Genomic DNA, 14,326 nt, shown 5'->3' on the forward strand with positions numbered 1-14,326 from the left:
AACATTTTTTCACAATTTCTGTGGATAACTTTGGGGAAAAGTTGCAAGAAACTTTTTCTAAGCCCGAAAACACTGGACACCCACACGAATTGTTCATTTTTTAATCAGCTTAGGCGTTTTATTATTAATATCAAGGAGTTAGGTTGTTTGCAATAGGCTATCTCCACTCTGAATACTTTCTATACAGGCTCAAACCCTTGTCATTTCTAGCTTTAGCCCAGCTTGTGGATTTCTCATAGTATGACTGTCACATTTTTGGGACTTTTTTAAAGAAATATTCTGAAAAATATTCAAGATAACTCGTCAAAGTTGTATAGATTTTCGGCAGTTAGTAACCACTTAATGTCTAACCCCAAGCCCCCTTATGCAAAGAACCAATAAGTCAGTAAAATAGCCGCGACGATACCTGCCAAATCAGCAATCAGACCACAAGCCAAAGCATGTCTGATCCGCTTAATCCCCACCGCACCAAAATAAACGGTCAAAACATAGAAGGTGGTTTCGGTGCTGCCCTGAATTGTCGCCACCATATAGCCAACAAAAGAATCGACACCCTGACTGTCCATGGTTTCCAACATCATGGCTCGTGCACCACTACCGCTAAACGGTTTCATCAGTGCGGTTGGCAATGCATCCACAAAGCGAGTATCCAGTCCTAAACTACCAAATAGCCGGCCAAGACCTCGGGCGAAAGCATCCAGTGCCCCAGATGCTCGTAGCGCGCCAATAGCAGTCAACATAGCAACTAGGTAGGGAATGATGGTAACTGCAACCTTAAAACCTTCCTTAGCCCCTTCAACAAAGTCCTCATAGACTGCAATCTTCTTTCGCCAGCCGTATAACAGGATAGTAACGATGGCTGCCATCAATAGGAAATTGCCCAGTGCTGAACTGGCTTCGGCCATCTCTTCGGCGGGTAAGCTGATCAGACTCCATACCAGGGCACCAATCAGTCCTGCAAACACCAGAAAGTAAGTAGCAATGACTCGATTAAAAATATCAATTTTTTGCACAATAGATACTGCTAACAAGCCAAAGAAGGTCGATGCACAGGTCGCTAATAGTATCGGCAGGAACACTGCGGCGGGATCGGTAGCCCCCATCTGCGCACGATAGAGCAGAATAGTGATCGGAATAACAGTAACTGCAGAAGTGTTGAGAACCAGAAATAAAATCTGGGCATTGCTGGCTTCTTCTTTGTGCGGATTGATTTCCTGCAACTGCTCCATGGCGCGTATGCCCATCGGAGTTGCCGCATTATCCAAGCCCAGCATATTAGCAGCCATATTCATACTGATACTGCCCAGCGCCGGATGACCGCTGGGAACTTCTGGCATTAATTTACGAAACAGTGGTGCCAGTGCCTTGGCTAAAAGATTAACCAGCCCGCTTTTTTCGGCTATTTTCAAAAGCCCCAGCCAGAAAGCGAGAATACCAATCAGACCAATCGCGATGGTGACGCTCAGCTTTGCCATATCAAAAATCGACTGCACCAGCTCTGGAAAAGCCGCGGCGTTGCCTTGCACCAACCATTGAAAAAGCGCTAACACAAAAGCAATCACAAAAAAGAATAGCCAGAGAATGTTTAACACACCGTCTCCTTCTTCGGGTGGTTATAGGTTCTGTTAACCCGATCTTGCCACTGATAATACACAAAATTGACGTTTAAAGTGTATAATGAGCGCCTTTTCTTCGCTGGACTATTCCAGATCCGTTCAAATTGTTTCAGACTGGAGCCCAAGCGAACATACCCATTAATTCGGTTTTCAAGATGAGCACAGACACACTCGATAAAGACCTGCTGGCAAAACAAGCCAAGACCCGCTTTAACAAACTGCAAAAACGTCTGCGTCGTCATGTGGGCGAAGCGATTGCTGATTTCAACATGATTGAAGAAGGCGACAAAATTATGGTCTGCCTGTCCGGCGGCAAGGATTCTTATACTCTGCTCGACATTCTGATGGGCTTACAAAAGAGTGCACCAGTGAATTTCGAGTTAATTGCGGTAAACCTTGACCAGAAACAACCGGGCTTTCCAGAAGAAGTGTTACCAAACTACTTAAAGTCAGTTGGTGTGCCCTATGAAATCATAGAAGAAGACACCTACAGCGTGGTCAAAAGCATTATTCCTGAAGGCAAAACCACTTGCAGTTTATGCTCACGCCTGCGTCGTGGCATTATTTACAGTTGGGCAGAGCAAAACGGCATTACCAAAATCGCTCTGGGTCATCACCGCGATGACATCATTGAAACTTTATTCCTGAATATGTTCTTTAGCGGAAAAATGAAGTCCATGCCGCCTAAGCTGAAAAGTGACAACGGCAAGCATATAGTGATTCGTCCGCTAGCTTACTGCAAAGAAAAAGATATCGCACAGTTTGCCAAGCTCAAAGCATTCCCGATTATTCCGTGTAATCTGTGTGGTTCGCAGGAAAACCTGCAGCGCAAAAACATTAAGATGATGCTACAAGATTGGGATCGCAAATACCCAGGTCGCATTGAAACCATATTTAAGTCGATCAGCAATGTGGCACCATCCCATCTAACCGACACCAATCTGTTTGATTTTGTGGGCTTAAGCCAGGAGTCAACTGAACAAGATACCCTGTTCGATGCGCCCGATATCCAAACTCCTGATATAGAGCGTGACGAATACGAAGATACCCGAAGCATTAACATTATTAAGGTAGGCTAATGTCTGATACTCAAGCGTTAACTGAATTTAAACAGCAATTTCCAGTAATATTACCCATAACTGTGGCATGGGGTGAAATGGATGCCTTCCAGCACGTTAACAATGTCAGCTATATTCGCTACTTTGAAAGTGCGCGTATCGCATACTTGGAAGCGTTAGGTCAGGAAGCTAAAATTACCAACAACACAGTTGGCCCTATACTGGCTGATATCTACACTCGTTACCGTCGTCCAGTGGTCTACCCTGATACCCTGATCGTGGGTACTCGCATCAGCGAGCTGGAAGAGTTCGGTTTTACCATGGAATATCAAGCATTTAGCATACAACAGCAAACCGTCACCACACTGGGAAAAAGCCGAATTGTGATGATTGATTACAGCACAAACCAGAAAGTTGCGCTCAAAGACTGTGTGCTCGATGAAATTCTAAAATTAGAACCCGAGCTTAAGCTCTAGCAGCAATCGGTGGCTAGCCCTTAATCACAACGTTGTATGGCGGACCGGTATGTCCGCCCTTTTAATGACCGCCCCCTGACTCCCCTCTATTTGTCACACTCTGTTACTTTTAGCCCCTGCTAAAACTTTTCTTTATCTGCTGATCTGGGTAGTATGTTGAGCGGAATTTTTTAAATAGCGCACAGAGCGCTCAATAACAGATTATTATCAGTCTTACACTATTTAGTCTTAAACAAAGGTGTCCCAATGAAAAAACTACTCATTAGCTCCGTTTGTTTAGCTGTGTTAGCGGCTTGTAATTCCGGTACGGAAGAGCAAAAAGCAAACCAAGAAACAGCTAAACAGGAAGTTGCCGAGCAAACTTCAACAACCACTACTCAAGCAGAACAAGAGCTTGTATCTGGTATCGATAAAGAACACTTTGACCCTTCAGTTCGCCCTCAAGACGATTTATTCCGTCATGTAAACGGCAAATGGTTAAAAGAGTTTGAAATCCCAGCAGATAAATCAAACTATGGCGCATTCTCAATCTTGGCTGAGCAAGCTCGCGAAGATGTTCAGACAATCATTGAAGAAGCTGCTAACAGCAACCCTGAGCAAGGCTCTGACGCACAAAAAGTTGGCGACCTCTACCAGAGTTACATGGACGAAGAGTTGTTGGAAGAGCTAGGCACAAAGCCACTTCAGCCTGAACTGGATAAGATCGCTGCAATTAAAGATCTTTCCGATCTTTCTGAATATATCGCCTATGCACAAATGGTCAGCGAAGCCCCTTTCAGTACTTACGTCTATGTTGACGCACGTCAACCAGATACTTATATCACGCAAATGAGTCAAAATGGTTTAGGCTTACCAAGTCGTGATTTCTATGTGAAAGACGATGAGAAGAGTGAAGAAACTCGCCAGAAATATGTTGAGCATATTGCAAAAATGTTTGAACTTGCTGGTATGGAAAATGGCGCAGAAAAAGCCGAGACAGTTATGGCGATTGAAATGCAAATCGCTGAAAAACATTGGCCAAAAGAAAAGCTCCGTAACCCGGTGGCTCGTTATAACAAAATGAGCTTCGAAGAACTGCAAAAAACCACTCCAAATCTTGACTGGGATCGTTGGAGCAAAACAGCAATGCTTGAAGGCATTGATAACGTTATCGTTGGTCAGCCTGATTATTTCGCTGCGGTAAACGACATGCTCAAAGAGATCTCAATTGAAGATTGGAAAACCTATTATCAATGGCACCTTATCAGTGACTCAGCATCATTTCTGAATAAAGCACTGGCCGAAGAAAACTTCCGTTTCTTCCAGGGTGTATTAAGTGGTGTTGAAGAGCAGGAGCCACGCTGGAAACGTGCGGTCAATGTGATTAACGCTACCCTTGGCGAAGTGGTTGGTAAAATTTATGTTGAAAAACACTTCAAGCCAGAAGCTAAAGAACGCATGAAAGAGTTGGTTGAAAACCTTCGCAAAGCTTATGCCCAAGGCATTAAAGAGCTAGAGTGGATGGGTGAAGAAACTAAAGAGCAAGCGCTAGATAAACTGGCTAAGTTTACCCCTAAAGTTGGCTATCCAGACAAGTGGAAAGATTATTCAGCACTTGAGATTAAAGCAGACGACTTGTACGGTAACATGAAGCGTGCCACCATGGTTGAAATAAAGCGTAACCGTGAAAAATTAGGCCAGCCAATCGATCGCTCAGAATGGTTTATGACTCCGCAAACCGTTAACGCTTATTACAACCCCGTCATGAACGAAATCGTATTCCCAGCAGCTATTCTGCAACCTCCATTCTTTAATCTGGAAGCAGACGACGCAGTAAACTATGGTGGTATTGGCGCGGTAATCGGTCATGAAATGGGCCACGGCTTCGACGACTCAGGTTCACAATACGATGGCGACGGCAAACTTCGCAACTGGTGGACAGAAAAAGACCTTACTGAATTCACGAAACGTACTGACCAGTTAGTTGCTCAATACAACAACTTCACAGTACTTGACGGTGTTCATGTTAACGGCGAATTCACCCAAGGTGAAAACATCGGTGACCTGGGCGGCCTAACTATCGCTTATAAAGCTTACCAGCTTTCTAAAGACGGTAAACCAGCTCCAGTAATCGACGGTATGACTGGTGACCAACGTGTATTCTACGGCTGGGCACAGGTATGGCGCCGTAAATACCGTGACGAAGAGCTGCGCAAGCGTATCGATACCGACCCACATTCACCGAGTGAATTCCGTGCTAACGGTACCGTTATGAACATGCCTGAATTCCACGAGGCATTCGACGTAAAACCTGGTGATGATATGTATTTAGAGCCAGAAGAACGCGTTAAAATTTGGTAATTGTATTTATTACTTCTTTTACCGAGAACAAAAAAGCCGACTTTACAGTCGGCTTTTTTACTGGCTAAGTTCTATTCTAGTTCAGCGCTCGTCTGTCTCTAAACTCCTTGGTTGCACCCAATAAATTTTCCAAGGCAGGTTTTACTTCATCCCATGTTCTGGTTTTTAAGCCACAATCAGGGTTTACCCACAACTGCTCAACCGGTATTTTATTCGCCGCAGCCTCCAATAAGGAAACAATCTCTTGCTTGTCAGGAACTCTCGGTGAGTGAATATCATAAACTCCTGGCCCTATATCATTTGGGTATTTGAAATCTTCAAAAGATTGCAATAACTCCATATCTGATCGAGAGGATTCAATAGTAATTACATCAGCGTCAAGTAGAGCAATTGACTCCATGATTTCATTAAACTCCGAGTAACACATATGTGTATGAATTTGCGTGGTGTTTTTTACCGCAGCACTGCACAAACGGAAAGCATTCACTGACCAGTTCAGATAATCCTGCTGCCCACTCTTTCGTAGCGGTAATAATTCTCTAAAAGCCGGCTCATCAATTTGGATAATATCAACACCTTGGCTTTCCAAATCCAGGACCTCGTCCCGTAACGCCAATCCAATTTGAGTTGCAATGCTTTCATTCGATATATCTTCTCTTTCAAAGGACCAAGCCAAAATAGTCGTTGGGCCTGTTAACATGCCCTTCACCTTTTTGTTCGTTAAGGACTGTGCGTATACTGACCAGTCTACCGTAATTGGCTGCTTTCGAGATATATCGCCGTAAATAATTGGAGGTTTAACACAACGGCTACCATAGCTTTGCACCCAGCCGAAGTCAGTAAAAGCAAACCCATTCAGCTGTTCACCAAAATATTCGACCATATCATTACGCTCAGCCTCGCCATGCACAAGAACATCAAAATCCAGCCTTTCTTGTTCTTTCACCACAAACTGAATCTCATCCTTTATTAACTGGATGTATGTTTCTTCGGGTATCTCTCCTGCTTTAAAGGACTTTCTTGCCTTACGGATAGAGCTTGTTTGTGGAAATGATCCGATGGTTGTAGTTGGTAATAGTGGAAAATTAAAATGCTTCTTTTGCTCTTTCTTTCGATGAGAAAACTTTGCGGCTCTTTGTCTATCCTTTGAACTAATGTTAGCTACTCTTTCCTGTACACTCTTATTATGAACCAAATCTGAATTTTGGCGAAGCTCAACGACTTGATCACTTTCCTCAATCGCTTCAGCGATAGCCTCCAGGCCAGAGTTTAATCCTTGAGTAATTAATGCCACTTCCTTTATTTTTTGTTCTGCAAATGCAAGTCCTTTTTTTATGGTGCTCTCGATTCTTTGCTCACTATTGACATCAACAGGGCAGTGCAGCAGAGAACAACTTGTTGATACCCACAATTTATCCTGCAAGCTATCTGCCAATGGTTGAAGACGACTTATCGTTTTGCGTAAATCATTGCGCCAGATATTTCTACCATTCACTACCCCCAGAGATATTACTCGATCTTCTGGCCAATAGGTTAATAGCTGCTCTAGCTGTTGCCAACCACCTGCAACTAAATCGAGGTGAATGCCATCAACAGGTAAAGCATTTAGCAATGCATGTTTATCATCAATATGACCGAAATAACTGGTCAACAATAACTTGGGGCGCTGCTCACCATCCAACTTGGCATAGGTTGTTGCAATAGCCTCGGTCCAATCCTTAGCTAAATCTACAACTAAAACAGGTTCTTCTATTTGTACCCATTCAACACCCTCAGCATGCAGTTGAAGTAGAAGCTTTTTATAGGCATCAATCAGCTCTGGTAACAAACTTAACCTATTAAACCCGGACTCTTTTTCTTTGCTTAGCCATAAATAAGTCACCGGACCGATCAGTTGTAACTTCAACGGTGCTTCCACTTTCTTAGCTAATTGGATTTCCTCTTTTAATAATTCGAAATTAAGTTCAAACTGCTGCTCTTTAACAAGTTCAGGTACGATATAATGATAATTGGTATTAAACCATTTGGTCATTTCACATGGACTCACTTGGCTACCCGTTGGAGCAGAACCTCGAGCCATTCTGAAATAATCATCCAGCGTATTGCTACTGGTTCTTTCTTTAAATCTGCGGGGTACAACCCCTAAGAGAATTGATGTATTTAAAACTTGATCGTAAAAAGCAAAGTCACCCACAGTAATATAATCAAGTCCTGATTGATGAGAGCTTTCCCAGTTATCAAGTCTGATCTTTGATGCGACCTCGAGCAATGAGCTTTGCTGCTGCTCACCCTTCCAATACTTTTCTAAAGCAAATTTTAATTCACGCTTTTTGCCAATCCTCGGTAATCCTAATAGGTGTGATCGAGCCATTGTGTTACTCCTTAAATAATTAATATAGACGTTTAGACGTCCATATTAACCATTCAAGAATAATCCGCAAGCAATTACGCCATAGTAGCAAATCAATCTATAACTAATTGATATGTATAACTAAAAGTTATTGAGCCTCAGTAGAATAGGACACTCGATAGACCTTGCTGAAACCATCATCAGAAACCAGTATTGAACCATCAGGCAACATAATAATGTCATTAGGACGGCCCAACACTTCATCGCCCTTTAGCCAACCAGTGACAAAATCATTTTCGGCGGTTACTGCATTACCTTCTAGTGTCATATGCACTACTTTATAACCCACTTTAGTACTTCGGTTCCAGGAGCCATGCAGTGTTACCAATGGTGTGTTTTTATACTTTTCAGGAAACATATCGCCGGTGTAGAACATCATTCCTAGTGGCGCCACATGCGCTTGATACTCCCAAACTGGCTTTTGATATTCGCGATCTCCTAATTCATCTCCATATTCAGGGTCAATGACATCATTGCCATGCACATAAGGGAAACCAAAAAACTGACCATCTTCGGTCACGATATTGAGCTCACAAGGCGGTAAATCATCGCCCATCCAGTCACGACCATTATCGGTAAACCACAATTCTTTTGTCTCAGGATGCCAGTCAAAACCCACGCTGTTACGGACACCTGTTGCGATCAATTCAAACTCACCGGTTTCGATATTTAAGCGGCCAATAGTACCAAAGCGTTCATCTTCTTCATTACAGATGTTACAGGGCACACCAATCGGAATATATAGATGTCCATCGGGACCGAATTTAATGTATTTCCAACCGTGATGACTTTCGCTCGGCAATTTATCGAAAACCACTTCCGGCTGTGGCTTTTTGTCATAGTTTTTGTCGATATCTTTGAATCGCAAAATCTTATCGACTTCAGCAACATACAAGTCACCATCTTTGTATGCTACCCCGCTGGGTAGATATAAACCATCAGCAATCACAACCACTTCATCGACTTTGAAGTCATTGTCCTTATCAATCATGGCATGGACTTTGCCTGGCTTACGCGAACCAGTATAGACAATACCCGAATCAGACAGTGCCATTTGCCGAGCACCATCAACATTCTCAGCAAACAGTTGGATTTTAAAACCTTCAGGAACCTTGGCAGCACTTGAAGGTTGACTAAGCAATACTGTCAAAAGACAGACTGCCGTAAGGACTTGAGCTTTCATAACCACTTTCCTTTACCCTGACCATAATTCAGCTTATTATGAATTCATCAATAATAAAAGCACCTACCTAAAACAACTATGAGTGAATCAGAGGGATTTTTCAATACGCTAATCAAGCGCCGCATTCCCCACATTTTCGGTTTCTTCCTGGCCGGTAGTTGGACAGCCTTGGAGTTTACGCAATGGGCGGTTGGTCGTTATGCACTATCACCTTTATGGGAAGAGGCCATATTAGTCTTTTTATTACTCTGCCTACCTCTCATTCTTGTTAGCGCCTGGCATCATGGAGCTCCTGGAAAACAGAGATGGAGCCTGTTCGAGAAGCTCTTTATTCCTTTTAATGTGATGATAATTCCCTTAATTCTGTTTCAGCTTTTTGCAGGACAGGATTTTGGAAAGATAGTCACCACAGTGACGGTGACTGATGAAAATGGTCAAGTTCATAAAAGAACGGTAGCCAAAAAAGCCTATAAAAAGCCCATTGCCATATTCCCGTTCAAAAACCTGTCAAATAATCATGAATTAGATTCCATTGCATTAATAACTTCGGAAGTCATTAGTCGCGACTTAAGTCAGAACATGTTCTACTCTCGAATCGATATCAACACCTTAGAGCAAGATCTGCGTCGTAGTACACTATCCGCCTTAAGTTTGCCGTTATCCTTCCAAATCAATTTAGCTAAGCGTAAGGCTCGAGAATACTTTATTAATGGTTCCATTAATCAAAATGGCAATGAGTACGAAGTAAAGGCTAATCTTTATCAGGTCAATAGCGGTGGATTGATTACCCAATTTACAGAGCAAGACCGGAATTATTTCAAAGCAATCGATGCAATTAATCATCGTATCCACCAGCATTTTTTTTCCGACAACATTAACTTCACCGATTTACCAATCGAAGATCTGTATACTAATAACTGGCAGGCTTTTATAAGCTATGCCAAAGCATCCGCTATCGATCTATTAGCAGACATACAATCTGAAGCTGATCCCTTTTATCAAAAGGCACTAAAGAGTGATCCAACCTTTTCACAGGCAGCATTAAAGTATTCCAAGTATTTAATCACCCAAAATGGCATTGCCAATGCGCAAAAATACACAGCCATGGCACAACAGCATCAAGACTACCGACTAACTGAACGAGAGCGGTTTGAAGTTAATGCCTACCATTATTTTTTCACAAAAAAGCTTGAAGAAACTTTCCGCACATTAGATCAATGGTCCATTCTTTATCCTGATGATTTCCAGCCACACCTACTGCGCTCTGGGTTTTATAACCTGACGCAGGAAAACGATAAAAGGATTATCAGCTTATTAGAGGTGATTGAGCTCGACCCTTCACAGCACAACTTATGGGATACTATTGGCGATCTCTACAGCACGCTTGGAGAATACGAAAAAGCGATTATTGCTTATGAAAACTACGCAAAGAATAACCAGAACAATCCCCTTTCATACAAAAACATAGGTGATCTATACAGCAAGACCGGCGAACTTGACTCGGCAATAAGCCACTATCAACAAGCCCTTACCATCAGTCCCAATCACGTAATCACTCTGCGTCAATATGCCCGTACTTTAGCGCAAGTGGGTAACTTAGAAGCAGCTGAGAGTATGTATTATAAGGCAATTGAACACAGCGGGACTGCAAACGAACTATTGAATTCAAGAATGAACCTTGTGACTTATTACTGGGAGTTTGGCCACTTGGTCAAGTCTACCGAGCTTTTAACAAAGGCTTACCAGGACTACTCAAGTACTGAGTCAAAAATGCAGGGCCTATTAGCCCTCTCAGTGAATGCATGGCGCTATCATGTAGCAGGTCAGACTGAAAAAGCTGAATCCATTTTGAAAGAAGCGTTTGCATTAGCGAAATCCAGCAAGGAGGAGATCTTTATGATTAATATCCAAGTTGGACAGGCATTACTGTATAACGTACAAGGGCGAGCTGAACAAGCCCTACCCTTATATGGCAATATTTTCTCAGTTGCGCGCTCTTATTTACAGAGCACTAACGATCTTCAAATTAATTACATTAAATCACAGACCCTTTTTGAGCTGGGCCAATACCAAGAAGCAATGGTGGGTTTTGAAGCCATGAATTCAAACTACCCCGATCAGCTGGATATTATGCTTTGGATTGCACGCACCCAGCTGGCTACAGAGAAGTTACAACAAGCCCAAAAAACCTTGCAGCATATTTTGTCAATTGCTCCTGCCTATCCCTTCTACAACTTTTATATGGGCAAAGTCTATCTCGCTCTTGAAGAACCGGTTGAAGCAAAAAATCATCTGCAAAAAGCACTCCAGGGATGGCACGATTCCGATATTGAGTTTGCTGAATTAATTGAAGCCCGCCAGCTCTATAACTCACTATAACTCATTCAAATATTTATAAGAGTTAGCTGCAGACGACGGTAATATTTGCTACTCATAGCAGATTGGAGCTGACAGGTCATCGTTTCCTAGTCAGTGCTGGAATATTGATGCATAATCCAGCTTTAAAACCAAGCAAGGTCTTCCATGCATACAGTATCCGGTCGCTGGCAACTTGGCTTATTGCTATCTCTTACTACAGCCCTGCTCTGGGGTTTGTTGCCCATTGCATTAAAAACTTTACTCGACCAGATGGACGCGGTCACTGTGACCTGGTATCGCTTTTTCAGCGCTGCCGCCATTTTATTCATCTTCCTGATTTATAAGAGAAAATCACCTAACATCAAGCTACTCAAAGGTAATATTCTATGGCTGATAGTGATTTCCATTATTGGCCTGTGTCTGAATTATGTGTTCTACCTTTTTGGGGTCAACCTGATTACCCCCAGTAGTGCGCAAGTAATGATTCAAACCGCGCCCATGTTCATGCTATTGGGCGGCTTAATGATATTTAAGGAATCCTTTAACAAGCAACAATGGTTCGGCTTCGCCTGTTTTGTCATTGGATTAGTATTGTTTTTTAACCTGCGCTTTGAAGAGATTTTCGAACAGATTACCGGCGACTATGCAGTAGGATTAGGCTGGATGTTTTTAGCGGCAATTGTTTGGGCCGCCTACGCCCTGGCGCAAAAACAGCTATTAAACAATTACCGTTCCGACCAGGTTATGTTCATGATTTATCTGGCCTGCGTTCCTTTATTGAGCCCCTGGTCATCTCCCGGTCAAGCACTGGAACTTGATACTATTGGCTGGTGGCTGCTTATTTTCTGTTGTTTAAATACCTTGATAGCCTACGGTGCCTTCGCTGAAGCGCTGGCTCATTGGGAAGCTTCTCGTGTTAGCGCCATTCTGGCAATTACGCCACTGGTTACCATAGCCAGCATGAAAGTACTCGAATACTTCTATCCAGAAACCTTGTTGTCTGAACCAATCAATATGCTCAGCATTGCCGGTGCCCTACTGGTCGTCACAGGCTCAATGATCACAGCCTTATCTGGCAGAAAAGTGGTGGCGCCTATAGCTGAGTAACCCGTACAGTGCAGTCCGCCCAAAACTCGCTTTAGGCGACCGCAGGTCGCCCCTACATACATTCGCATCACACCTTTGATTGGCAAGTTCCGCTCGTCCTTTCCCCATAAAAAAAGCTTCCCGAAGGAAGCTTTTTAAATCAATCTAAGAAAGCTGGATTATTTTCCTGAGCGCGGCATAAATCTTTTCGAAGAGGGGGTTCACATAGAGTGAATGACCGATGATGAAAAGGTTTATAACAATGCTCAGGGCAAAAAAGACGCTTTCTTACTTTTTCTTACGTTGCGCAGGAAGATCCGTACACACACCCTCATAAACCTCAGCCGCAAAGCTCACTGACTCAGAAAGGGTTGGGTGTGCATGAATCGTTAAACCGATATCCTCTGCATCACAGCCCATTTCAATAGCCAATCCAACTTCTGCGATAAGTTCACCTGCGTTAACACCGACAATGGCACCACCAATGATACGGTTATTTTTCTTGTCGAATAACAACTTGGTGAAGCCTTCTTTACGGTTTACGCCGATGGCACGACCTGAAGCTGCCCATGGGAATTTGCCTACACCATAGTCGATGCCTTGTTCTTTGGCTTCTTTCTCAGTTAGACCTACCCACGCCAATTCAGGATCGGTGTAAGCTACTGATGGAATAGTTAATGGATCGAAGTAATGTTTCTTGCCTGCAATCACTTCAGCCACAACGTGCGATTCTGCTGAAGCTTTATGAGCCAACATAGGTTGACCAACAATATCACCGATAGCATAGATGTTTGGCACATTAGTACGCATTTGCTTGTCGACTTCGATGAAACCACGATCTGTAACTTTAACACCGGCTTTATCTGCATCAATTAAGTCACCATTTGGACGACGACCCACTGCCGATAAAATCATGTCGAATTTCTGTGGTTTTTCTGGAGCGTTTTTACCTTCAAAGGTGACATATAAGCCATCTTTCTTGGCTTCAACTTTAGTCACACTTGTTTCAAGCATGATATTTTCATATTTAGCAGAAACGTATTTTTCCAAGACTTTAACCACGTCTTTATCAGCTGCTGGAACTAATTGGTCAGCCATTTCTACTACAGTAATTTTCGCACCCAGTGCACGATAGACGGTCGCCATTTCAAGACCAATAATACCGCCACCGATGACCAGCATGTGTTTTGGCACTTGGCGAAGTTCTAATGCACCAGTGGAGTCTACGATCCGGTCATCTTCTGGTAGGAATGGTAATTGAACAACGCGCGAACCCGCTGCAATAATGGCATTGTCAAAAGTAACTTTTTGCTTTTTGCCATCGTTCTCAACTTCAATTTCGTTAGCACCCGTAAATTTTCCGTAACCTTCTACGACTTTAACTTTACGGCCTTTGGCCATACCTGCAAGACCGCCAGTCAATTGCTTCACTACGCCATCTTTGTATTCGCGAATCTTGTCGATATCAAACTTAGGCTTACCAAAGTTTACACCGTGAGCTGATACTTCTTCAGCTTCATCGATTACTTTAGCGGTATGAAGTAATGCTTTAGAAGGAATACAACCTACGTTTAAGCAAACACCACCCAACACAGAGTATTTTTCAATCAAAATAACGTCCATGCCTAAATCTGCGGCACGGAATGCAGCGTTGTAGCCGCCTGGGCCACTACCTAAAACAACGACTTGAGCGTGTAAATTACTCATAGGATCCTCTTTTTGTATCTGAATTCGGAGCTAACAGCTCGCAAAATTGCTTAAAATTTATGGCCACTCCAAAAGAGTGGCGTATTTTACCT

General features: G+C 43.0%; 9 protein-coding genes. 5 read left to right on the forward strand and 4 right to left on the reverse strand.

The window, feature by feature from the left end; genetic code table 11:
- Nucleotides 1-362: 362 nt before the first annotated feature.
- On the reverse strand, nucleotides 363-1,592 hold the full coding sequence (locus ACN0VI_RS11340; RefSeq protein WP_417446877.1) for a nucleoside recognition domain-containing protein: 1,230 nt from the start codon (nucleotides 1,590-1,592) through the stop codon (nucleotides 363-365).
- 179 nt (nucleotides 1,593-1,771) lie between these two features.
- On the opposite strand from ACN0VI_RS11340, the gene ttcA reads away from it, so the two are divergent.
- The 3 genes from ttcA to ACN0VI_RS11355 all read left to right on the forward strand — a co-directional run bounded on the left by ttcA (nucleotide 1,772) and on the right by ACN0VI_RS11355 (nucleotide 5,490).
- The gene (gene ttcA / locus ACN0VI_RS11345; RefSeq protein ID WP_417446878.1) at nucleotides 1,772-2,695 is read left to right on the forward strand and encodes a tRNA 2-thiocytidine(32) synthetase TtcA; all 924 of its coding nucleotides are present in this window, start codon (nucleotides 1,772-1,774) and stop codon (nucleotides 2,693-2,695) included.
- Entirely contained in the window at nucleotides 2,695-3,150 is a 456-nt protein-coding gene (locus ACN0VI_RS11350; protein WP_417446879.1) for an acyl-CoA thioesterase, read from the forward strand. Before ttcA ends, ACN0VI_RS11350 begins: the two co-directional genes overlap by 1 nt.
- A 246-nt stretch (nucleotides 3,151-3,396) precedes the next feature.
- Nucleotides 3,397-5,490 carry a M13 family metallopeptidase gene (locus ACN0VI_RS11355; protein ID WP_417446880.1) on the forward strand — a complete coding sequence of 698 codons (2,094 nt, stop codon included), beginning with the start codon at nucleotides 3,397-3,399 and terminating at the stop codon, nucleotides 5,488-5,490.
- 76 nt (nucleotides 5,491-5,566) lie between these two features.
- Here the strand turns inward: ACN0VI_RS11355 and metE are convergent, their stop codons facing one another.
- Together metE and ACN0VI_RS11365 are read right to left on the reverse strand one after the other, a co-directional pair.
- On the reverse strand, nucleotides 5,567-7,861 hold the full coding sequence (gene metE, locus ACN0VI_RS11360) for a 5-methyltetrahydropteroyltriglutamate--homocysteine S-methyltransferase (protein WP_417446881.1): 2,295 nt from the start codon (nucleotides 7,859-7,861) through the stop codon (nucleotides 5,567-5,569).
- A gap of 127 nt (nucleotides 7,862-7,988) precedes the next feature.
- On the reverse strand, nucleotides 7,989-9,089 hold the full coding sequence (locus ACN0VI_RS11365; RefSeq protein ID WP_417446882.1) for a PQQ-dependent sugar dehydrogenase: 1,101 nt from the start codon (nucleotides 9,087-9,089) through the stop codon (nucleotides 7,989-7,991).
- A 72-nt stretch (nucleotides 9,090-9,161) separates the two neighbouring features.
- On the opposite strand from ACN0VI_RS11365, the gene ACN0VI_RS11370 reads away from it, so the two are divergent.
- Nucleotides 9,162-11,462 (forward strand): tetratricopeptide repeat protein, encoded by a 2,301-nt coding sequence (locus tag ACN0VI_RS11370; RefSeq protein WP_417446883.1) that lies wholly within the window; start codon nucleotides 9,162-9,164, stop codon nucleotides 11,460-11,462.
- A gap of 144 nt (nucleotides 11,463-11,606) precedes the next feature.
- The gene (locus ACN0VI_RS11375; protein ID WP_417446884.1) at nucleotides 11,607-12,548 is read left to right on the forward strand and encodes a DMT family transporter; all 942 of its coding nucleotides are present in this window, start codon (nucleotides 11,607-11,609) and stop codon (nucleotides 12,546-12,548) included.
- 267 nt (nucleotides 12,549-12,815) lie between these two features.
- On the opposite strand, the gene lpdA is transcribed toward ACN0VI_RS11375, so the two are convergent.
- Nucleotides 12,816-14,234, reverse strand: coding sequence for a dihydrolipoyl dehydrogenase (lpdA, locus tag ACN0VI_RS11380; RefSeq protein ID WP_417446885.1), 1,419 nt, complete (start codon nucleotides 14,232-14,234; stop codon nucleotides 12,816-12,818).
- Nucleotides 14,235-14,326 lie beyond the last annotated feature (92 nt).

Source organism: Kangiella sp. (assembly GCF_048265365.1).
In the GTDB taxonomy this organism is placed as follows: domain Bacteria; phylum Pseudomonadota; class Gammaproteobacteria; order Enterobacterales; family Kangiellaceae; genus Kangiella.

Excerpts from the sequence above, each read along its gene's own strand:
- ttcA (WP_417446878.1), top strand. The coding sequence starts at position 1,772 with ATGAGCACAGACACACTCGATAAAGACCTGCTGGCAAAACAAGCCAAG.
- ACN0VI_RS11350 (WP_417446879.1), top strand. The coding sequence starts at position 2,695 with ATGTCTGATACTCAAGCGTTAACTGAATTTAAACAGCAATTTCCAGTA.
- ACN0VI_RS11355 (WP_417446880.1), top strand. The coding sequence starts at position 3,397 with ATGAAAAAACTACTCATTAGCTCCGTTTGTTTAGCTGTGTTAGCGGCT.
- metE (WP_417446881.1), bottom strand. The coding sequence starts at position 7,861 with ATGGCTCGATCACACCTATTAGGATTACCGAGGATTGGCAAAAAGCGT.
- ACN0VI_RS11370 (WP_417446883.1), top strand. The coding sequence starts at position 9,162 with ATGAGTGAATCAGAGGGATTTTTCAATACGCTAATCAAGCGCCGCATT.
- ACN0VI_RS11375 (WP_417446884.1), top strand. The coding sequence starts at position 11,607 with ATGCATACAGTATCCGGTCGCTGGCAACTTGGCTTATTGCTATCTCTT.
- lpdA (WP_417446885.1), bottom strand. The coding sequence starts at position 14,234 with ATGAGTAATTTACACGCTCAAGTCGTTGTTTTAGGTAGTGGCCCAGGC.